The organism is Cupriavidus sp. P-10 (assembly GCF_003402535.2).
Lineage (GTDB): Bacteria > Pseudomonadota > Gammaproteobacteria > Burkholderiales > Burkholderiaceae > Cupriavidus.
The window spans coordinates 1,018,860-1,039,476 of record NZ_AP025170.1; the positions used below are offsets into that span (position 1 = coordinate 1,018,860).

A 20,617-nucleotide genomic window follows, 5' to 3' on the forward strand; every position below is an offset into this window, starting at 1 on the left:
CGTCGTGCCTGGCAGCCAGGTCGCGGCGCGAAATCGGTGGCACGCTAGTTGCAGATGCATCACCCCGGGGAGCGTAGTCCCTACTAACACCACAAACGGGAGCTGCAAATGCAACGACGTGACATGCTGAAGCTGTCGGCCATCGCCGCCGCGGCAATGATCGGTACCAGCCCGCTGGCCATGGCGCAGTCCAAGGAACCGATCAAGGTCGGGATCCTGCACTCGCTGTCCGGCACGATGGCCATCTCGGAAACGTCGCTGAAGGACGTGGCCCTGATGACCATCGACGAGATCAACAAGAGCGGCGGCGTGCTCGGCCGCAAGCTCGAGCCGGTGGTGGTGGACCCGGCCTCCAACTGGCCGCTGTTCGCGGAGAAGGCGCGCCAGCTGGTCAGCAAGGACAAGGTCGCGGTGACTTTCGGTTGCTGGACTTCGGTGTCGCGCAAGTCGGTGCTGCCGGTCTATGAAGAGCTGAACTCGCTGCTGTTCTACCCGGTGCAGTACGAAGGCGAGGAAATGTCCAAGAACGTCTTCTACACCGGCGCAGCGCCCAACCAGCAGGCGATCCCGGCGGTGGAATACCTGATGAGCAAGGAAGGTGGCGGCGCCAAGCGCTTCTACCTGCTGGGTACCGACTACGTCTACCCGCGTACCACCAACAAGATCCTGCGCGCCTTCCTGAAGAGCAAGGGCGTTGCCGACAAGGACATCGAAGAGGTCTACACCCCGTTTGGCCACAGCGACTACCAGACCATCGTCGCCAATATCAAGAAGTTCTCGCAGGGCGGCAAGACCGCGGTGATCTCGACCATCAACGGCGACTCCAACGTGCCCTTCTATAAGGAACTGGGCAACGCCGGCCTGAAGGCCAAGGACGTGCCGGTGGTGGCGTTCTCGGTGGGCGAGGAAGAACTGCGCGGCATCGACACCAAGCCGCTGGTCGGGCACCTTGCGGCGTGGAACTACTTCATGTCGGTCAAGAACGCACAGAACGACGCCTTCAGGAAGCAGTGGGCGGCCTGGGTCAAGGCCAACAACCTGCCAGGCGGCGACAAGCGCGTGACCAACGACCCGATGGAAGCCACCTATGTCGGCATCCATATGTGGGCGCAGGCGGTGAAGAAGGCCGGCACCACCGACACCGACAAGGTGCGTGCGGCGATGTACGGCCAGACCTTCAAGGCGCCGGATGGCTTCACGCTGACCATGGGCGAAAACCACCACCTGTACAAGCCGGTGATGATCGGCGAGGTGAAGGGCGACGGCCAGTTCTCGGTGGTTTGGAAGACGCCGAAGGCCGTGCGCGCGCAGCCGTGGAGCCCGTTCATCTCGGGAAATGAAGGGAAGCCGGACAAGGTGCTGTAAGCCTCGTTTGCTTGCCACCACGCGGCTCCCCCGCTCCCGCTTGCGGGAGAGGGGGAGCAAACAGTCAGCTCGCTTCATTCCTGCCACTCGCAAGCTCCTATGCGCAATCCCTCATCCGTTCAAGTCGTGGCCTGGCTGCGCGCCCTGCTGGCAGCGCTGCTGCTGGCCGCGGCGCCGTGGGCCGTTGCGCTGACGCAGGCCGACCTGAAGCCGCTGGCCGAAGACGACTTCGACGCCAAGACTGCCGCGCTGTCCGCGTTGACCAGGGCATCGCCTGCCGAAGCCGGCCCGATCCTGAAGGCCCTGCAGGACGACACCCTGCAATATGCGCCTTCGGTCGGCATGGTGCGCCAGGACGGCGACAAGGTGGTCGATGCCATCACCGGCAAGGCGGTCACGGTGAAGCCCGACGAGCTCGAATCCCTGACCCTGAACAACAGCCTGCGCGCGCTGGTCGACAGCGCCGCCAGCAGCCTGCAGCTGCAATCGCCTGACATCGCGGTGCGAGCGCAAGCCATCAGCACGCTGCGCGACCAGCCGGAAAGCGCCTCGCTTGCCGCCGTCGAAGCCGCGCGCAAGACCGAGGCCGATGCCGGCCTGCGTGCCAGCCTCGACGTGATCTGGGCCAACCTCGTGCTGGCAGAAACCGCGCCGAACACGGATCCCGCCGCGCATGACGCGCGGCTCGAAGCGATCCGTATCCTCGGCAAGGACAGCAACCCGCAGAGCCGCCAGAAGCTGGCGCCGCTGGTCGAGCGCGACAGCGCCGGCAACTACCGCGAGCCCGATGCCGATGTGCGCCTGGCCGCGCAGCAGGCACTGGACCAGTTGCGCCGCGACCAGCGCCGCGCCGAGCTGATCGGCAATCTGTTCGCCGGCCTGAGCCTGGGCAGCGTGCTGCTGCTGGCCGCGTTGGGCCTGGCCATCACCTATGGCCTGATCGGCGTCATCAACATGGCGCACGGCGAGTTCCTGATGATCGGCGCTTATGCCACCTATGTGGTGCAGTCGCTGTTCCGCACCTATGCACCGGATGCGTTCGCGTGGTACCTGCCCGCCGCGCTGCCGGCGTCGTTCCTGGCGGCGGCCGTGGTGGGCTTCGTGCTGGAGCGGCTGGTGCTGCGCCACCTCTATGGCCGCCCGCTGGAAACGCTGCTGGCCACCTTCGGCATCAGCCTGCTGCTGATGCAGGCGGTGCGCACGCTGTTCGGCGCGCAGAACGTGGAAGTGGCCAATCCCGGATGGATGAGCGGCGGCCTTGAATGGATGCCGGGGCTGGTGATTCCGTACAACCGCGTGGTCATCATCCTGTTCGCGCTGGCGGTGGTGGCGGTGGCGTGGGCGGTGCTCAACCGCACGCGGCTGGGGCTGTTCGTGCGCGCCACGACGCAGAACCGCACCATGGCGGCCTGCGTCGGCGTGCGCACGTGGAAGGTCGACAGTTATGCCTTTGCCTTCGGTGCCGGCATCGCCGGGCTGGGCGGCTGTGCGCTGTCGCAGATCGGCAATGTCGGTCCCGACCTGGGCCAGGCCTACATCATCGATTCGTTCATGGTGGTGGTGCTGGGCGGCGTGGGGCAGCTGGCCGGCACCATCGTGGGCGCGTTCGGGCTGGGCATCATCAACAAGTTCATCGAGCCCTTCTATGGCGCGGTGCTGGCCAAGATCTTTGTCCTGGTGCTGATCGTGCTCTTCATCCAGAAGCGGCCGCAGGGACTTTTCGCGCTCAAGGGGCGCAGCGCGGAGGCATGATGCAGCGATTCCAATCGAGTTCTTCCGCGGCACCGTTCCGGCTTGCCGTACCCGAGCGCCAGTCGCTGTTCTCGCCGCGCGGCTGGATGGCGCTGGTGGCGCTGACCGTGATCGTCGGCATCGGCGTGCCGGTGTGCGCGCTGCTCGTGCCGGAGGGCCATGCGTTGCACCTGTCGGCCTATGCGCTGACGCTGGTCGGCAAGATCATGTGCTTTGCGCTGGCGGCGATCGCGCTCGACCTGGTGTGGGGCTACTGCGGCATCCTGAGCCTCGGCCATGGCCTGTTCTTCGCGCTGGGCGGCTATGCCATGGGCATGTACCTGATGCGCTCGATCGGGCGCGAAGGCGTGTACAAGAGCGACCTGCCTGACTTCATGGTGTTCCTCGACTGGAAGGAGCTGCCGTGGTTCTGGCATGGCACCGACCACCTCGGCTATGCGCTGTTGCTGGTGGTGCTGGTGCCTGGCGTGGTGGCGTGGCTGTTCGGCTTCTTTGCCTTCCGCTCGCGCATCAAGGGCGTGTACCTGTCCATCATCACGCAGGCGTTGACATATGCGGCAATGCTGCTGTTCTTCCGCAACGAGACCGGCTTCGGCGGCAACAATGGCTTTACCGATTTCAAGCGCATCGCCGGCTTTGCCATCGCCGCGCCGCAGACGCGCACGGCGCTGTTCGTGCTGACCTTCCTGGCGCTGCTGGGCGGCTTCGTTGCCTGCCGCTATATCGTCACGTCCAAGCTGGGCCGCGTGGTCACGGCGGTGCGCGATGCGGAGATGCGGGTGATGTTCTCCGGCTATAACCCGCTCGGCTACAAGCTGTTCGTGTGGACCTTCTCCGCCGTGCTGTGCGGCATCGCCGGCGCGCTGTACGTGCCGCAGGTCGGCATCATCAACCCGGGCGAGATGTCGCCCGGCAACTCGATCGAGATGGCGGTGTGGGTCGCCGTGGGCGGCCGCGGCACGCTGATCGGCCCGGTCATCGGCGCGTTCCTTGTCAATGGTGCCAAGACCGTCTTCACCGCCCACTTTGCCGAGTACTGGCTGTTCCTGCTCGGTGCGATGTTCGTGCTGGTGACGCTGTACCTGCCCGACGGCGTGACCGGCCTGTGGAAGCGCTTGCGCGAGCGCCGCGTGCAGGCCGCTGCACCGATCACGCCGGAACCTGTTTCCACGCCCGCGGTGGCTGGCCGCACCGGAGGTGAAGCATGAACGCCGCACTCGAACACGGCCAGGCCGAAAGCGGCGACGCCACCGGGCTGGGCCGGGTGCTGGAGCCGGGCACCATCGATGTTTCGCACGGCCCGATCCTCTACCTGGAAGACGTTACCGTGCAGTTCGACGGCTTCCGCGCGCTCAACAAGCTGAACCTGTCGATCGACCATGGCGAGCTGCGCTGCGTGATTGGCCCTAACGGCGCGGGCAAGACCACGATGATGGATGTCATCACCGGCAAGACCGGGCCGCGCAATGCCAATGTCAACGGGCGTGTATTCCTCGGCCAGACCATCGACCTGATGCGGATGACCGAGCCGCGCATCGCGCAGGTCGGCATCGGCCGCAAGTTCCAGAAGCCCACCGTGTTCGAGCAGCACGCGGTGTGGGAGAACCTGGAGCTGGCGATGAAGGCCGACAAGCGCTGGTGGTCGTCGCTGCGCGCGCGGCTGACCGGCGAGGGGCATCGCCGCATCGAGGAGACGCTGGCGCTTACCGGCCTGGAGGATGAAGCGTACCGGCCCGCCGGACTGCTTTCTCACGGGCAGAAGCAGCGGCTGGAGATCGGCATGCTGCTGATGCAGCAGCCGCAACTGCTGCTGCTCGACGAGCCGGTGGCCGGCATGACCGATGAGGAAACCATGCAGCTGGCCAGCCTGCTCAACGGCTTGCGCGGCAGCTGCTCGATGATGGTGGTGGAGCACGACATGGAGTTCGTGGCCGCGCTGGCCGGCGATGCCGGCAAGGTCACGGTGCTGGCCGAGGGCAGCGTGCTGGCCGAAGGCACGCTGGACAGCGTCAAGCGCGACGAACGCGTGATCGAATCCTACCTGGGAAGATAACCATGCTGCAGGTCAATGCACTGAACCAGTTCTACGGCGGCAGCCATATCCTGCGCAACGTCTCCTTCGACGTGCCCGCGGGCAGGCTGACCACGCTGCTCGGCCGCAACGGCGTAGGCAAGAGCACGCTGCTGAAATGCCTGATGGGCGTCGTGCCGACGCGCAGCGGCAGCATCCACTGGGACGGCAAGCCGCTGGAGAAGAAGGCGCCGTACGAGCGCGTCTCGGCCGGGCTGGCCTATGTGCCCCAGGGGCGCGAGATCTTTCCGCGGCTGACGGTCGAAGAGAACCTGCTGATCGGCGCGGCCAGCCGCGCGCGGCCATCGGGCGTGCCCGATCGCATTTACCAGCTGTTCCCGGTGTTGCGCACGATGCGCCAGCGCCGCGGCGGTGACCTGTCCGGCGGCCAGCAGCAGCAACTGGCGATCGGCCGGGCGCTGATGAGCGAGCCGCAACTGCTGATCCTCGACGAGCCGACCGAAGGCATCCAGCCGTCGATCATCCAGGACATCGGCCGCGCGCTGCGGCTGCTGGTGGATGAGTTCGGCATGACCGTGCTGCTGGTCGAGCAGTACTACGAGTTCGCGCGCCATATCGCCGACCACTATGTGGTGATGAGCCGCGGCGAAGTGGTTGCGCGCGGTGCCGGGCCCGGCATGGAGCAGGACGGCGTACGGGAGCTGATTGCCGTGTAAGGGCAGGGCGGGGGAATGCGCATCGCACGCCGCTTCCGCGCAGGCAGGCGGCGCGCTATGATTGCCTGCAACCCCCGCCATCGCGCGCCCGCCGCCGGCATTGCCACGCCATGCGTCATCCAGATTTTCCTTCGTCACTCGCCGTGCCTGCCGCATGGCAGGCCAGCCTGCGGCTGCGCTTTGCGCAACGCGGCGAACGCACCGCGCTGGTCGAGCGCCGCCACCAGGGGCCATTGCTGGTGCAGAAGCCGCTCTATCCCGAAGGCGGCATCTGCCATGCCGTCATCCTGCATCCGCCGGCTGGCGTGGCGGGCGGCGACAGCCTGGATATCGATGTGACGGTCGAAGCCGGTGCCCATGCGGTGCTGGCCACGCCGGGCGCCACCAAGTGGTACAAGTCGCTCGGCCGCGATGCGGCGCAGCAGGTGCGGCTGTCGGTTGGGGCGGGGGCGCGGCTGGACTGGCTGCCGCAGGAGAACATCGTGTTCGACGATGCACGCGCGCGCATTGCGACGGTGCTCGACGTGGCGCCGGGCGGCAGCGCCATTGGCTGGGATGCCGTGGTGCTGGGCCGGCAGGCATCGGGCGAGCAATGGGCGCGCGGCGCGCTGTGGCTCGATACCCGCGTTGGCGGGGGCGAGCGCGCGTTGTGGATCGAGCAGTCGCATCTCGATGCGGGGTCGCCGCTGCGCACGGCCGTGGCGGGACTCGATGGGCTCAATGTGCTGGGCACGCTGTGGGCGGTGGGCGAGGGCGCCACGCAGGAACTGGCGGAGGCGCTGGCCGGACGGTTGCCCTACGGCCCGGAACTGCGCGCGGGCGTGACCTGCCTGGCAGCCCATGGCCAGTCCATGCTGCTGGTGCGCGTACTCGGCCGTCAGATGGAAGCCGTGCGCCATGTGATGGTCGATTGCTGGAGCGCGCTGCGCGAGCCGATGCACGGTGTGGCGCCGCGACCGCTGCGGCTGTGGGCGACGTAGGGCCACAACGCCACGCAGGGCCACGTAGGGCCACGTAGGGCCACGTAGGGCCACGATCGGACAACAAGACAGACAAGGAACAAGAGATGGAACTGACGCCGAGAGAGAAGGACAAGCTGCTGATCTTTACCGCCGCGCTGCTGGCCGAACGGCGCAAGGCGCGCGGGCTCAAGCTCAACTATCCGGAAGCGGTGGCGCTGATCACCGCCGCCATCATGGAAGGCGCGCGCGACGGCCGCACCGTGGCCGAGCTGATGCACGAAGGCACCACCGTGCTGACGCGCGACGAGGTGATGGACGGCATCGCCGAGATGATCCCCGAGATCCAGGTCGAAGCGACGTTTCCCGACGGCACCAAGCTGGTGACCGTGCACCATCCCATCGTCTGAAGCTTCACTGCGACGACAGATTCGAAGAGCAAATCCAACCGAGAGCCGTTATGAACCGTTCCGCCTGCCTGCGCCTTGCCCTGGGCACCCTCCTGACCGTTGCCGCCACCGCCGCGCTGGCGCACCCCGGCCATGACGCCGCCACCGTAGGCGCCAGCCTGTGGGCCGGCCTGGAACACCCCTTCACCGGCGCCGACCACCTGCTGGCGATGGCGGCGGTGGGCGTATGGAGCGCACTGGTGGCGCGCTCGGCTGCCGATACGCTGCGCCTGCCGCTGGTCTTCGTCGCGCTGATGCTGGTCGGTGCCGCGCTCGGCCTGGCCGGCATGGCGCTGCCCGCGGTGGAACCGATGATCGCCGTGTCCTTGCTGGTAGTGGGCTTGATGCTGGCGCTGCGCGCCAGGCTGCCGGCATGGGCCGGCGCCTTGCTGGTTGGCGGCTTTGCGGTGTTCCACGGTTACGCGCATGGCGCGGAGCTGCCGGCCACCGCCGAGGCGCTGCCCGCCGTGCTGGCCTACGTTGGCGGCTTTGCCGTCGCGACCATGGCGCTGCACCTGCTCGGTATCGCGGCCGGCACGCTGCTGCGACGCCATGCCGGCTGGCTGGCCCGCCTGGCCGGTGCCGGCGTGGCACTGTACGGCGCCGGTCTGCTGGTGGCCTGAGGAGACGCGCCATGATCCCCGGTGAACTGATGCCTGCCGATGGCGAGATCGAACTCAACGTCGGCCGCGCCACGGTCAGCGTGACGGTGGCCAATACCGGCGACCGGCCGATCCAGGTCGGCTCGCACTTCCACTTCTACGAGACCAACACCGCGCTGTCGTTCGATCGCGAGGCCACGCGCGGCTTCCGGCTGAATATCGCGGCGGGCACGGCGGTGCGTTTCGAGCCGGGCCAGACCCGCACTGTCGAGCTGGTGGCGCTGGACGGTGACCGCATCGTCTACGGCTTCAACGGCAAGATCATGGGAGCACTGTGATGGCAAAGATCTCCAGGCAGGCCTATGCCGAGATGTTCGGCCCGACCACAGGCGACCGCGTGCGGCTGGCGGACACCGGGCTCATCATCGAAGTCGAGAAGGACTTCACCATCTACGGCGAGGAAGTGAAGTTCGGCGGCGGCAAGGTGATCCGCGACGGCATGGGCCAGAGCCAGCGCATGGCAAAGGACTGTGTCGATACGGTCATCACCAATGCGCTGATCGTCGACCACTGGGGCATCGTCAAGGCGGACATCGGGCTGAAGGACGGGCGCATCGCGTCGATCGGCAAGGCCGGCAATCCGGATATCCAGCCGGGCGTGACCATCGTGGTCGGGCCCGGCACCGAGGTGATTGCGGGCGAGGGCATGATCGTCACCGCGGGCGGCATCGACAGCCATATCCACTTCATCTGCCCGCAGCAGATCGAAGAGGCGCTGATGAGCGGCGTCACCACCATGATCGGCGGCGGCACCGGGCCGGCGACGGGCACCTTCGCCACCACCGTGACGCCGGGGCCGTGGTTCATGGAGCGGATGCTGCAGGCGGCCGACGCCTACCCGATGAATATCGGCCTGCTCGGCAAGGGCAACGCCAGCCAGCAGGCGCCGATCCTGGAGCAGGTGGAGGCTGGCGCGATCGGGCTGAAGCTGCATGAGGACTGGGGCACCACGCCGGCGGCGATCGACACCTGCCTGTCGGTGGCTGACGCGACCGATACGCAGGTGGCGATCCATACCGATACGCTGAACGAAGCGGGCTTTGTCGAGGCCACGATTGCGGCGTTCAAGGGCCGCACCATCCATACGTACCACACCGAAGGCGCAGGCGGCGGCCATGCGCCGGACATCATCAAGGTGTGCGGCGAGGCCAACGTGCTGCCGTCGTCGACCAACCCGACGCGGCCATACACCGTGAACACGCTGGACGAGCACCTCGACATGCTGATGGTGTGCCACCACCTCGATCCCTCGATCGCCGAGGATATCGCCTTCGCCGAAAGCCGCATCCGCCGCGAGACCATCGCCGCGGAGGATATCCTGCACGACCTCGGCGCGTTCTCGATGATCTCCAGCGATTCGCAGGCCATGGGCCGCGTCGGCGAGGTCATCATCCGCACCTGGCAGACCGCGCACAAGATGGCGCTGCAGCGCGGCAAGCTGCCGGGCGATCCGCACGATGCGCGTGGCGGGCACGACAACTTCCGCGTCAAGCGCTATGTCGCCAAGTACACGATCAACCCGGCACTGACGCACGGCATCGCGCATGAGGTGGGCTCGATCGAGGTCGGCAAATGGGCCGACCTGGTGTTGTGGCGTCCGGCGTTCTTTGGCGTCAAGCCGAGCCTGATCCTGAAGGGCGGCATGATCGCGGCGGCGGCGATGGGCGATCCCAATGCATCGATCCCGACGCCGCAGCCGGTGCATTACCGGCCGATGTTCGCAGCGGCCGGCGGGGCGTTGCACCGGTCTTCGCTGACCTTTGTCTCGCAGGCGGCGCTTTCGGCCAATATCGGCGAACGCTATGGCCTGGCCAAGACGCTGTCGGCGGTGCGCGGCACGCGTACGGTCTGCAAACGCGACATGGTGCACAATGACTGGCAGCCGCACGTCACGGTCGACCCCGAGACCTATCAGGTCGTCGCCGACGGCCAACTGCTGACCTGCGAGCCGGCCACCGAGCTGCCCATGGCGCAGCGCTATTTCCTGTTCTGAACCGCCGGGGCACGCGCCCCGCATCGCGCATGCTGAAGATCGACAAATTCCTGAGCGCCCCGCACGGCATCGCGCCGGTGCTGGTGCGCCGTGCTCCCAAGCTGGTCCTGCCTTTCAACGAACGCAGCAAGAGCCGCCTGCGCGCGGTGCTCGACGACGGCACCGAGGCCGCGCTGTTCCTGCCGCGGGGTACGGTGCTGCGGGGTGGGGATTTGCTGGTGGCCGAGGATGGCAGTTTTGTCGAGGTGCAGGCTGCGGCGGAGGCCGTGCTGGATGTGCGTTCGGAGGACCCGCATGCGCTGATGCGCGCGGCTTACCACCTGGGCAACCGGCACACGCCGGTGGAGATCGGGCGCGACTACCTGCGGCTCGAGTATGACCCGGTGCTGGCCGACATGCTGCAGCGCCTGGGCTTGCGCGCCGAGCGCGCGGAACTGCCGTTCGAACCGGAGGCCGGGGCGTATGGCGGCGGGCACAGGCATGGGCACGATGCCACGTTCGCGGAGGATTATGCGGCGGCGCAGGCGGTGTTCCATGAGCATCACGGGCACTCGCACTCGCACTCGCACGGGCATAGTCATGATCACGAACATGGCGACGCCGAACATGTTCATGATGCGAATTGTGGGCATAAGCACTGATCAGCACCAGAGGCTGAGAGCAACGACGGGCGCTGTGAATCAACCTGAGAACCTGACCGATACCGACACCGTGCTCCCCTCTCCCGCTTGCGGGAGAGGGGCAGGGGGAGAGGGCCAGCGCTTGCCGGCACCGTCATTTGTCCGCATGCTCCGCGCCAACCAGGCCGAAGCGGAGCAACGTCAATGGTACCACTTCCGCGCCCACCGATTTCTGAGGCTGAAATTCAAGCGCCAACACCAGTGTGGACCTTATATTGCAGATTTCATCTGCATGGCGTTCAAACTAGTCATCGAAGTGGATGGTGGCCAGCATGGCGCCGAGGTTGACGCGAAGCGCGATGCCTGGTTTCAGCGTGAGGGATATCGTGTGTTGCGGTTCTGGAATCATGACGTAATGGGTAATACGGAGGCAGTACTGGAGAAAGTACGCGAGGTTTTGTTGGAGCTGGGGTTCGTGGATACGCCGGCCCTCTCCCCCGACGCCTCTCCCGCAAGCGGGCGAGGGGAGCAAACCGTCGCAAAGCGAGGGCCGTCCTCATGACCAACCTCCACCAACTCATCTCGCTGCTGCACCTTGCGTCCCCCGCCTTGCCCATCGGTGGCTTCAGCTATTCGCAAGGGCTTGAAGCCGCGATTGAAGCCGGCATCATCCATGACGCCCAGACGGCTGAGCGCTGGATCCGCGACAACCTGCTCCATGTCCAGGCGCAATGTGAAGCGCCGCTGTGGCTGCTGTTGCATCGCTGCTGGCGTGCCGGTGACACGGCGGCATTGCAGGCGTGGAACGACTGGTTCCATGCCACCCGCGAGACCTCGGAGCTGCGCCTCGAGACTGAGCAGATGGGCTGGTCGCTGTCGAAGCTGATCGCCCAGATGGCATGGGGCACGCCTGCATTGCGCGAAGCGCTGGCAACGCTGTCACCGGTTTGCCTGCCAACCGCCTTCACGGCAGCCTGCGTTGCGCTGGAGGTCGACGCCCACGACGGCCTGGCCGCCTATTGCTTCAACTGGGCCGAGAACCAGGTTGCCGCCGCGATCAAGGCGGTGCCGCTTGGCCAGGTTGCCGGGCAGCACATGCTGCGCCGCCTGCACGGGGCGGTACTGGAAACCGTGGACGAAGCCACGCGCCGTGCCGATGCCACGCCGCCGCAACTATCAACCTTTTCCCCCATGCTGGGCCTGCTTTCCGCACGCCACGAAACGCAGTACTCCCGGCTGTTCCGTTCCTGAATCCACATCGCACCATGACCCAGGCCCGTACCAAGAAGAACCCTCCGCTGCGCGTTGGCGTCGGCGGCCCGGTAGGCTCCGGCAAGACCACGCTGCTCGAGATGCTGTGCAAGGCCATGCGCGACCGCTATGACCTGGTCGCGATCACCAATGACATCTACACCAAGGAAGACCAGCGCCTGCTGACGATCTCCGGCGCGCTGCCCGCAGAACGCATCATGGGCGTGGAAACCGGCGGCTGCCCGCACACCGCGATCCGCGAGGATGCGTCGATCAACCTGGAAGCGGTGGACCGCATGCTGGCGAAGTTCCCGGATGCCGACGTGGTGTTCATCGAGTCCGGCGGCGACAACCTCGCGGCAACGTTCAGCCCAGAACTTTCTGATCTGACGATCTACGTGATCGACGTAGCCGGCGGTGAGAAAATTCCGAGAAAAGGCGGCCCCGGGATTACCAAGTCGGATTTGCTGGTGATCAACAAGACGGACCTCGCGCCGTACGTCGGCGCGTCGCTGGAAGTGATGGAAAGCGATGCCCGCAAGATGCGCGGTGCCCGGCCGTTCGTGATGGGCAGCGTGAAGTCCGGGCAGGGCCTGGACGAAGTGATCCGCTTCATCGAACGGCAGGGCATGCTTGGCGTCTAGGACTCGATGTCGCCCGCGGCGGCCTTGGCGCCGGGTTTGACATAGCTCACCGGCGGGCGGAAGCTGCCCTTGCCCGCCAGCGCCCGCGCTACCGCCGCCACCAGGTTCAGCTCGGGCTCGTTGAGCTCGGCCATATGGCGCATGGTGGCTTCGATGGCCGCCTGCTGCCGGTTGCCGTAGGGCATCGGCGGTTGTTCCACCTGCAAGTCGCTGGCGTCGTGGCGCGCGAAGTCCAGCATTTGAGATGGCGGGACCGCAAGGGTCTCGGCCAGCGTGCAGATATTGATCAGCGCCAGGTTGCGCTTGCCCCCTTCGATGCCGCTCAGGTATGAACGCGCCAGACCGCTTTCCAGCGACAACGTTTCCTGGGACCAGCCGCGCTGCTTGCGCAGCCAGGCGAGATGCAATCCGAAAAGTCTGAGATTTCGAGAAGTCATTGGGGTCGTAAGAAGTTCGGAGTGGTCTGAGGCTAAGGGTTTGACCTTGAGGCCACGACAACTTATTCTCCCCCTCACTATCGATGCCCGATCCGCGGATTAAGGGATGCGCCAGTGCATATGGCGCGGCACGATGGCATGACACCGGACGGCTTGCATGGCCGTGCCAGACGGGACGACTGCGCAATGCCTGGCGCGACGCTTTCGCGCGTGCGCCGTGTTGCGCGGACAGGATGCCCGCATCCTGTCGCCCTGCTCAGGGAATTCCCATGCAGATCTTCACGCTGTTCGAAGCGCAGATGCGCGCCTTCCACTCCGGCCACGCTACCGTGGCGGATCTGACCATCGGTTTCCAGTCGCGCCTGCTGCCCGCTACGGCCGGCATTGGCGAAACCTGCGACTACGTATTTCTACGCGCGGGAGAAGCGCAGCCCCAATTCGTGGCAGAGCGGCCCGAGTGGTGGGCCTGCCTGCGCGGTGGGCTGCGCCTGTCGGCGCCCGGCCGCGGGAGCCTGCTGGCGGGAGGCGGCGAGCTGTTCGCGCCTGCCACCGGCATGCCGATGCAGGTCCGCGCGATGGTCGATACGATCCTGGTGCGCGCCGTGGCGCAGGGTGCGGAAGCGGCGCCGGTGTCGCTGCCCGCTGGCGCGCGTCGCTGCGCGCTGGGCAGGATGGGGGCGGACGAACCTGAAGGCATGGCAGCCGTCGCGGCGGTGGGCGGTGCCGCGCTGCTGCAAGACTGCTCAGGCATGCGGCCCGAATTCATCCAGCTCGATGCGTCCGGCGGCGACTGGGCGCAGCGGCTGCGCGCGCGCGGCTTGCGCTGGGCGCTGTGCTATCGAGGTGCTGCAGGGTTGTACTGGCACGGGCCTGAGGCGCCAGCGGCGGACGACGAGGCGTTCCTGCAGCCCGGCGCGCTTTACGCGCCGGATGCGAACGAAACCTGTCGCCTCGACGTGCTCATGCCCGGCACGGGCCTGCTTTGCTGCTTCGGGCCGCCGGGAGAGCTCGGCGATCGCGGGGAGGAGGACGAAGGCGGGACCGGCCAGGCCTTCCGTTGCGCCGGACGCCTGGCCGGGGAGCGTGCCGCCACGCCGGCGCTGGTGGCGGCGTGAGCGGAGTGAGGGAGCGGCGCTGCGGCCCGGGGCCATGCCCGGGCCGGCCTTCAGTGGCGCTTGTACTGCGTGGCGCCGAACAGCACTTCGCGCGCCGCCTTGTCGTCCTGCAGCGCCTTGCGCGCGCTGGCCAGCACCTCTACGCCGCGCTTGACCGCGGGGCGCTCGGCGATCTCGTTGAACCACCGCTTCAGGTGCGGGTATTGGTCCAGCTCGACGCCCTGGTTCTGCCAGCTGCGCAGCCACGGGAAGGTGGCGATATCGGCGATGGTGTACTGGTCGCCGGCCAGCCATTCGTGCTTTGACAACTGCGTGTCGATCACGCCGTACAGGCGCCTCGCTTCGTTGGTGTAGCGATTCACCGCGTATTCGATCGTCTCGGGCGCGTAGATGCGGAAGTGGTGCGCCTGGCCCAGCATCGGGCCGACGCCGCCCATCTGGAACATCAGCCACTGCAGCGCGTCGTACTTGCCGCGCACGTCCCCGGGCAGGAACTTGCCGGTCTTGCCGGCCAGGTACAGCAGGATGGCGCCCGATTCGAACAGCGAGATCGGCTTGCCGTCCGGGCCGTCGGGATCGACGATGGCGGGAATCTTGTTATTGGGGCTGATCTTGAGGAAGTGCTCGCCGAACTGGTCGCCGGCGCCGATGTTGATCGGATGGACCTTGTACTCCAGGCCGCATTCTTCCAGCATGATGTGGACTTTGTGGCCGTTGGGCGTTGCCCAGGTATAGACGTCGATCATCGCAAAAGCTCCCCTGGCTGCGATCATGTTGACTGCCACGCCAACCACTGACGTGGCGAACCGGGCGATTTAAGCACAGAAGAAAAAAACGCGCAGGCAGGCTGCGCGTTTCCATGCTGGCATCAGGGGCGAGCGCGCCCCCAGCGGCGGGCGCTCAGAAGCCGCGCGCCACCGGCATCTTGATGCTGTCCGGGTTCACGTTCATGTGCTTGGCCAGCTCCAGCTTGGCGATGGCGTTGCGGTGCACCTCGTCCGGACCGTCGGCCAGGCGCAGCGTGCGCTGGTGCGCCCACCAGTTGGCCAGCGGGAAGTCGCTGGAAACACCCGCGGCGCCGTGCACCTGGATGGCCCAGTCGATCACCTTCAGCGCCACGTTCGGTGCGATGACCTTGATCATGGCGATCTCGGCCTTGGCCACCTTGTTGCCGACGGTGTCCATCATGTACGCGGCCTTGAGCGTCAGCAGGCGCGCCATCTCGATCTCGCAGCGCGCTTCGGCGATGCGTTCCTGGGTCACGCCCTGGCTGGACACCGGCTTGCCGAAGGCCACGCGCGACAGCGCGCGCTTGCACAGCAGTTCCAGCGCGCGCTCGGCCACGCCGATGCTGCGCATGCAGTGGTGGATACGGCCCGGGCCGAGGCGGCCCTGCGCGATCTCGAAGCCGCGGCCTTCGCCCAGCAGGATGTTCGAGGCCGGCACGCGCACGTTCTTCAGCTCGATCTCCATGTGGCCGTGCGGCGCGTCGTCGTAGCCGAACACCGGCAGGAAGCGCTTGATGGTGATCCCCGGGGTGTCGGCCGGCACCACGACCATCGACTGCTGCTCATGGCGGCCGGCGTCGGGGTTGGTCTTGCCCATCACGATATAGACCTGGCAGCGCGGATCGCCGGCGCCCGACGACCACCATTTGGTGCCATTGATGACGTAGTGGTCGCCATCGCGCTCGATGCGGCATTCGATGTTGGTGGCGTCCGACGAGGCCACCGCGGGCTCGGTCATCAGGAAGGCAGAGCGGATCTCGCCGGCCAGCAGCGGCTCCAGCCATTTGTCCTTCAGTTCCTCGGAGGCATAGCGCTCCAGCGTCTCCATGTTGCCGGTGTCGGGCGCGGCGCAGTTGAAGACCTCGGCCGACCAGGGCACCCGGCCCATGATCTCGCACAGCGTGGCGTATTCCAGGTTGGACAGGCCCTGCGGCGCGCGCGGCGAGCGCGGCAGGAACAGGTTCCACATGCCAGCTTCGCGCGCCAGCGGCTTCAGTTCCTCGATCACCTTGGTCGGGACCCAGGCGTTGCCGGCGCGGCGGTTGGCGTCGATCTCTTCGGCGAAGCGCTTCTCGTTCGGATAGATGTGCTTGTCGAAGAAGGCCAGCAGCTTGGCCTGCATTTCCTTGACCTTCGGGCTGTACTCGAAATCCATGTGGTCTCCTCGCTACGGGATCAATGGGCGCCGGCATGGCAGCGGCGCCGGTTGGCTACGTCATTCAGGTGGAATGGGCCGATGCAATGCACTCTATCTGAAAGACGTTAATTAGAAAAATGAATTTTCTGGATTTGCCAGTATCAATTCCCTGCATTCCGTGACAGAATCGCCGTCATGCAGCTCTCCCGGATCGACCTCAACCTCTTCGTGGTGTTCGACGCCATCTACAGCGAAGGCAGCATCACCGCGGCCGCGCGCCAGCTCAACCTGACGCAGCCCGCGGTCAGCCATGCGCTGGGGCGGCTGCGCACGCTGTTCGACGACCCGCTGTTCGAGCGCCGCGGGCAGGGCATGGCACCCACGCCGCTGGCCCGTTCGCTGGCGGGCGAGGTGCGCGGCGCGCTGCAATCGTTCGCGCGCACGTTGCAGGATACGCCGCACTTCGATCCGACCAATACGGTGCGGCGCTTCACCATCGGCATGCGCGACGCGCTGGAATCGACGCTGCTGCCGCCGCTGATGGCGCGGGTGACGGCAATGGCGCCGCACGTGGAAATCGCCGCAATCCGCTTTGACCGGCGCGAGATGGAGTCCGAACTGCTGGCCGGGACCATCGACACCGCGATCGATATCCTGCTGCCGGTTTCGCCGGCCATCCACCACGCGCCATTCATGAACGACCCGATGGTGGTGCTGGCACGCCGCGACCATCCGCTGGTGAAGAAGGAACTGACGCTGGAGCGCTACCTGGCGGCCGAGCACGTGCACGTGTCATCGCGCCGCCGTGGCGCCGGGCTGGAAGACCAGGCGCTGCACCGCATGGGCCTGACGCGGCGCGTGCGGCTGCGTTGCCAGCACTATGCCGCCGCGTGCCGCGTGGTCAGCTGCACCGACCTGCTGGCGACGCTGCCGCTGCGCTATGCGCGCATCGCCAACGAGCCCTATGCCAACCGGCTGCTGTCGCTGCCGTTCAAGGTCCCGACGCTGGAACTGCACCTGTACTGGCACGCGGGCGGCGAGAACGATGGCGCCAACAGGTGGCTGCGCGAGCAGTTGATGGCGGTGATGACATCACTGGGTGGTGGCACCGCTGATGTGACGCCTGCGGGCTAAGCGGATGGCACGTCGCATGCCGCTTGCGACAAGGTGCGTCGGAAGCCGCCCCCGTGCTCCGCGCGCGGTTCACACGTAAGCAATTGTTCGCAGGCTAGACCCTGCCGGGTCACGCTCATACCATCGACCGGTCTTTCTGCCTCCGGCGCCTCCCGCGTCGGTTGTCCGCGCGTGCGGATCCCTCAGGCAGATGCCTTATTCCACGACTACGAGACATCCAGACCGATGACCGGGACACGCTTGCTTGCTGATTGCCAACCCACGCTGCCGCGACGCGCGCGCCGCACCACGTTCACCCTGACCGGCCTCTGCGCCGCTGCCGCGCTGGCCCTGTCCGCCTGTGGCGGCGGTGGCGACGGCGGCGGTGGAAGCACCTCGGGCGCTGCGCCACAGGGTTCCTCGCAATCCGGCACCCAGTCCAGCGCGAACCCCAGCGCGAACCCCGGCTCGACGCCCGGTTCCTCTTCCACGCCGGTCACGGCCGGCGGCTGCTACACCGTCAGCGGCGCGGCGCCGGCGCCCGCGGCTGGCAGCGGCATCACGCTGCTGCCGGCGCGCGGCAGCGCGGTCAGCAACTACCGCGTGCTCGACGAACCGCGCAGCGCGGGCCTGTGCTACGCCAACTACCGGCGCGAGCAGGTCGGCCTGCCGGCGCTGGCAGCGCGCGACGCGCTCAACAACGTGGCGCAGAACCACACCGGGTACATGCTGGCCAACGCCACGCTGACGCACGACGAAGTCAGCGGCAAGCCCGGCTATACCGGTGCCACGCCCAACGCGCGCATCCAGGCGGCTTACTCGACCAATGCCACCGCGGAAGTGGTGGCCGGCGCCAACCGCTGGACCTCGGTGGCCAATGCCAACCTGTCGATGTCGCCCAAGGATGCGCTGGCCTCTGACCTGATCAACGCGCCGTTCCACCGCGCCGCGCTGCTGGGCAGCTACGGCTCGGCCGGCAGCGGCTTTGCGGAGAGCGTGGGCCCGAACGGCAGCGGCACGTCTGCAAGCTACTACCAGACCATCGACCTGGCCGATGCGTCCAAGGGCGGCACAGACAACCAGATGGTGGCTTACCCGTTCAACGGCCAGGCCGACGTGCCCGCCAGCTGGGTCAACTCCGAAAGCCCCAACCCGGCGCCGGGCTACGAAGGCAAGACCGTGGGCTACCCGGTCTCGCTGCAGGCGATCAACACCTCGCTGCAGTTCGATGCCGACAACTTCGCCATCACCGACGCACAGGGCAACAGCGTCAACTGCCTGAAGGTCGACAGCCGTTCGTCGGGCCTGTCCAGCGCCGCGCGCGGGCTGGCGATCTGCACGCCGGTGGCACCGTTGGCAAGCGGCCAGCGCTACAACGTGCGCGTGACCGGCCGGCTGGGTTCGCAGCCGGTGGACCTGAGCTGGTCGTTCACCACGCGCTGATCTTCCGCGGTCAGCCACCAGGCACCGGCGCGCTCACTGCGGCGCGCGGTGCTGCAGATCGATGCGCACCTGGCCCGGGGCCAGCGTGCGGTCGGCTTGCACGGCATATGGCAACGGCGGGCGCTGTCCCGCCGGCATCGACTGCCATAGCCGTTCCACCCATTCCCTGATGTCCGCGCTGTCCGGTTCGGCCGCCCACACGCCAAGCGGCGGGCTTGCCTGCATGCGCGCCGCGATTGACGCGGGATCTTCCTGCACCGACACAACCATCGCCGCTGTGGCAAGCGCCGCGGGTGCGCGCGCCGCCGCCATCGGCGGGGCCATCTTGCGCGCGAAGTCGGCGCGCGGGGCGGCTGCCGGCGCCGGTGCGGGCGGGGCCGCTGGCGCAGGCGCGGCTTCCGCCATGGCGGAGTAGGCGGGCATCGGCGGGGCTGCTGCGACGGCGGGGGCTTGAGGCTGCAAGCCTTCGGTGGCCGGGGCAGGGGCGGGCATTGCCTGCGTATCGCCGCGTGGCGTCGCCTTGCGCTCGGCGCGCGGCTGTATGCGCTGGCGCGGGGTGGCTTCGCGTTCTTGCCGTAGCTCCTGCGATGCCGATGTAGTGGCCCTGGGTGCCGGTGGTGCGGGATTTGCCGGAGCGGCGACGGGTGCGTCCTGCGTCGGCGCGGGTGCGTCCCCGGCTGCCGGCGCCGTTGTCGGCGCGGCAGGTGCAGCTGCAGTTGTGGCTGCAGGTGTGGTTGACTCTTGCACCGCTGCCGGTTGCAAGGCGCCTTCGTCGATCTGCCGCAGCACGATGCTGGTGGTCAGCCCGGCCACGGCCGCCACGCTAGCCACCGCGCCGAGCGAACGCCACCAACGGCGTGCGCGTGCCGTGCGTGTCTGTTCTGTCCGCCCTGTGGCCTGCGCGGTGGCTGTGCGGTGCGCCTGCGCCGCCAGCCAGTCGCGCGTGGCATCGCTGACGGGCGCACCCAGGGCCTGCGCCACCGGCTGGCCTGCCGCAATGCCGGTCAGCACCGCATCGCGCCGGCCCGCCTGCGCTGCCTGCAGCCGCGCGGCTTCTTCCATCACCGCGGACGCGAGTCCCGGCGGCGCGGTGAATGGCAGGGAGCCGGCGCGGCGCGCGTCGGCTTCCTGTTGGGCCGCCCGCGCCGCTGCATGCACCGCGTCGGCCAGGCGTTCCGACGGCGTGTAGCGGGGCAGGTCCTTCAGCAGCGCGGCGAGCCGGTCCTGCCCGTCGATGAAGCGGTCGGCGGCGCTCATGGCCCAGGCTCCCGCGCGCCGGGCACGCTGCCTGCCAGGTCGGCACGCAGGCGCGCAAAGGCATAGCGCAGCCGGCTCTTCACGGTCTCGAACTTCTCGCCCAGCATCTGCGCGATATCCTCGACGCTCATGTCGCTGAAGAAGCGCAGCACCACCACCTCGCGCTGCGCCACCGGCAGTTGCAGCAGCGCGCGGTGGACGTGGTGCGCATGCTGCCGCAACTGCAGCTCGGCTTCCGGCGACAGGTCGTCGGCGGGCAGTTCCGGCGGCTGGCCATCGTCCGTGTCATGGCGCTGGCGCGCATCCGCGCTGCGCACCTGGTCAAGCCAGGCATTGCGCGCGATCTGGTACAGGAAGGTGCGGAACGCCGCGGCGGGCTGGTAATCGCCGCAGCGGGTCATCAGCTTGACCCAGGTCTTCTGCGCGATGTCTTCGGCCTCGCCGGTGTTGCCCTGGCACAGCCACGCCACGTAGTTGTAGAGGCCGGCGTTATGGCGGCGGAACAGTTCGGCGATGGGCTGCTCGATGATGCCGGAAGCGACCAGCAGCATCAGGTCCTGGTCGGGCAGCGCGGCCAACGGGGGAGGCGGGACGGGGTCTGGAGCCTGCATGCGCCCGAGTATAGGAGAGCGCAGGGCGGGGCGACAAACCGCTGCGCCGCCCT

Annotated in this window: 22 protein-coding genes; 17 read left to right on the forward strand and 5 right to left on the reverse strand. The window is 67.4% G+C overall.

The genetic code is table 11. From position 1 onward, the window contains the following. Window positions 1-108 precede the first annotated feature (108 nt). The 14 genes from urtA to ureG all read left to right on the forward strand — a co-directional run bounded on the left by urtA (window position 109) and on the right by ureG (window position 12,443). Window positions 109-1,365, forward strand: a complete 1,257-nt coding sequence (urtA, locus tag CTP10_RS04730) for an urea ABC transporter substrate-binding protein (protein ID WP_116317546.1) — start codon at window positions 109-111, stop codon at window positions 1,363-1,365. 99 nt (window positions 1,366-1,464) lie between these two features. Further along, a complete protein-coding gene (gene urtB, locus CTP10_RS04735) occupies window positions 1,465-3,117 on the forward strand; it encodes an urea ABC transporter permease subunit UrtB (RefSeq protein WP_116317547.1) in 1,653 nt (550 codons plus the stop codon). Beyond that, window positions 3,117-4,325: an urea ABC transporter permease subunit UrtC gene (gene urtC, locus CTP10_RS04740; protein ID WP_116317548.1), complete on the forward strand. Its 1,209-nt coding sequence runs from the start codon at window positions 3,117-3,119 to the stop codon at window positions 4,323-4,325. The genes urtB and urtC overlap by 1 nt, the downstream gene beginning before the upstream one ends. Continuing rightward, on the forward strand, window positions 4,322-5,170 hold the full coding sequence (gene urtD, locus CTP10_RS04745; protein WP_116317549.1) for an urea ABC transporter ATP-binding protein UrtD: 849 nt from the start codon (window positions 4,322-4,324) through the stop codon (window positions 5,168-5,170). The genes urtC and urtD overlap by 4 nt, the downstream gene beginning before the upstream one ends. Before the next feature lie 2 nt (window positions 5,171-5,172). Then, window positions 5,173-5,865 carry an urea ABC transporter ATP-binding subunit UrtE gene (gene urtE, locus CTP10_RS04750; protein ID WP_116317550.1) on the forward strand — a complete coding sequence of 231 codons (693 nt, stop codon included), beginning with the start codon at window positions 5,173-5,175 and terminating at the stop codon, window positions 5,863-5,865. A 110-nt stretch (window positions 5,866-5,975) separates the two neighbouring features. Beyond that, entirely contained in the window at window positions 5,976-6,845 is an 870-nt protein-coding gene (locus tag CTP10_RS04755) for an urease accessory protein UreD (protein ID WP_116317551.1), read from the forward strand. Between the two features lie 86 nt (window positions 6,846-6,931). Continuing rightward, window positions 6,932-7,234: an urease subunit gamma gene (locus CTP10_RS04760; protein WP_116317552.1), complete on the forward strand. Its 303-nt coding sequence runs from the start codon at window positions 6,932-6,934 to the stop codon at window positions 7,232-7,234. A 50-nt stretch (window positions 7,235-7,284) separates the two neighbouring features. Then, on the forward strand, window positions 7,285-7,896 hold the full coding sequence (locus CTP10_RS04765; protein WP_116317553.1) for a HupE/UreJ family protein: 612 nt from the start codon (window positions 7,285-7,287) through the stop codon (window positions 7,894-7,896). A gap of 11 nt (window positions 7,897-7,907) precedes the next feature. After that, window positions 7,908-8,213: an urease subunit beta gene (locus tag CTP10_RS04770; protein WP_116317554.1), complete on the forward strand. Its 306-nt coding sequence runs from the start codon at window positions 7,908-7,910 to the stop codon at window positions 8,211-8,213. Next, on the forward strand, window positions 8,210-9,928 hold the full coding sequence (gene ureC / locus CTP10_RS04775; RefSeq protein WP_271815524.1) for an urease subunit alpha: 1,719 nt from the start codon (window positions 8,210-8,212) through the stop codon (window positions 9,926-9,928). The genes CTP10_RS04770 and ureC overlap by 4 nt, the downstream gene beginning before the upstream one ends. Window positions 9,929-9,957: 29 nt before the next feature. Next, window positions 9,958-10,569, forward strand: a complete 612-nt coding sequence (gene ureE / locus CTP10_RS04780; RefSeq protein WP_116317556.1) for an urease accessory protein UreE — start codon at window positions 9,958-9,960, stop codon at window positions 10,567-10,569. 145 nt (window positions 10,570-10,714) lie between these two features. Further along, on the forward strand, window positions 10,715-11,110 hold the full coding sequence (locus CTP10_RS04785; protein WP_199414501.1) for an endonuclease domain-containing protein: 396 nt from the start codon (window positions 10,715-10,717) through the stop codon (window positions 11,108-11,110). Beyond that, window positions 11,107-11,799, forward strand: coding sequence for an urease accessory protein UreF (locus CTP10_RS04790; RefSeq protein ID WP_116317557.1), 693 nt, complete (start codon window positions 11,107-11,109; stop codon window positions 11,797-11,799). The genes CTP10_RS04785 and CTP10_RS04790 overlap by 4 nt, the downstream gene beginning before the upstream one ends. Window positions 11,800-11,813: 14 nt before the next feature. After that, entirely contained in the window at window positions 11,814-12,443 is a 630-nt protein-coding gene (gene ureG / locus CTP10_RS04795; protein WP_063241503.1) for an urease accessory protein UreG, read from the forward strand. Here ureG and CTP10_RS04800 read toward each other — a convergent pair. Further along, on the reverse strand, window positions 12,440-12,880 hold the full coding sequence (locus CTP10_RS04800; RefSeq protein ID WP_116317558.1) for a helix-turn-helix domain-containing protein: 441 nt from the start codon (window positions 12,878-12,880) through the stop codon (window positions 12,440-12,442). The two genes, ureG and CTP10_RS04800, sit on opposite strands and share 4 nt — an antisense overlap. A gap of 269 nt (window positions 12,881-13,149) precedes the next feature. Between CTP10_RS04800 and CTP10_RS04805 the strand changes: the two genes are divergently transcribed. Beyond that, window positions 13,150-13,995 (forward strand): hypothetical protein, encoded by an 846-nt coding sequence (locus CTP10_RS04805; RefSeq protein ID WP_116317559.1) that lies wholly within the window; start codon window positions 13,150-13,152, stop codon window positions 13,993-13,995. Window positions 13,996-14,045: 50 nt separating this feature from the next. Here the strand turns inward: CTP10_RS04805 and CTP10_RS04810 are convergent, their stop codons facing one another. Both CTP10_RS04810 and CTP10_RS04815 read right to left on the reverse strand, forming a co-directional pair. Continuing rightward, entirely contained in the window at window positions 14,046-14,741 is a 696-nt protein-coding gene (locus CTP10_RS04810) for a glutathione binding-like protein (protein WP_116317560.1), read from the reverse strand. Window positions 14,742-14,895: 154 nt separating this feature from the next. Then, on the reverse strand, window positions 14,896-16,158 hold the full coding sequence (locus CTP10_RS04815; protein ID WP_116317561.1) for an acyl-CoA dehydrogenase family protein: 1,263 nt from the start codon (window positions 16,156-16,158) through the stop codon (window positions 14,896-14,898). A 177-nt stretch (window positions 16,159-16,335) separates the two neighbouring features. On the opposite strand from CTP10_RS04815, the gene CTP10_RS04820 reads away from it, so the two are divergent. Then, complete coding sequence (locus CTP10_RS04820; RefSeq protein WP_063241508.1) at window positions 16,336-17,274, forward strand: LysR family transcriptional regulator; 939 nt, start codon at window positions 16,336-16,338, stop codon at window positions 17,272-17,274. 225 nt (window positions 17,275-17,499) lie between these two features. Beyond that, the gene (locus CTP10_RS04825; protein ID WP_116317562.1) at window positions 17,500-18,696 is read left to right on the forward strand and encodes a CAP domain-containing protein; all 1,197 of its coding nucleotides are present in this window, start codon (window positions 17,500-17,502) and stop codon (window positions 18,694-18,696) included. Window positions 18,697-18,729: 33 nt separating this feature from the next. Here the strand turns inward: CTP10_RS04825 and CTP10_RS04830 are convergent, their stop codons facing one another. Then, on the reverse strand, window positions 18,730-19,953 hold the full coding sequence (locus tag CTP10_RS04830) for a hypothetical protein (RefSeq protein ID WP_116317563.1): 1,224 nt from the start codon (window positions 19,951-19,953) through the stop codon (window positions 18,730-18,732). Further along, window positions 19,950-20,531 (reverse strand): sigma-70 family RNA polymerase sigma factor, encoded by a 582-nt coding sequence (locus CTP10_RS04835; RefSeq protein WP_233527959.1) that lies wholly within the window; start codon window positions 20,529-20,531, stop codon window positions 19,950-19,952. Before CTP10_RS04835 ends, CTP10_RS04830 begins: the two co-directional genes overlap by 4 nt. Between the last annotated feature and the right edge of the window lie 86 nt (window positions 20,532-20,617).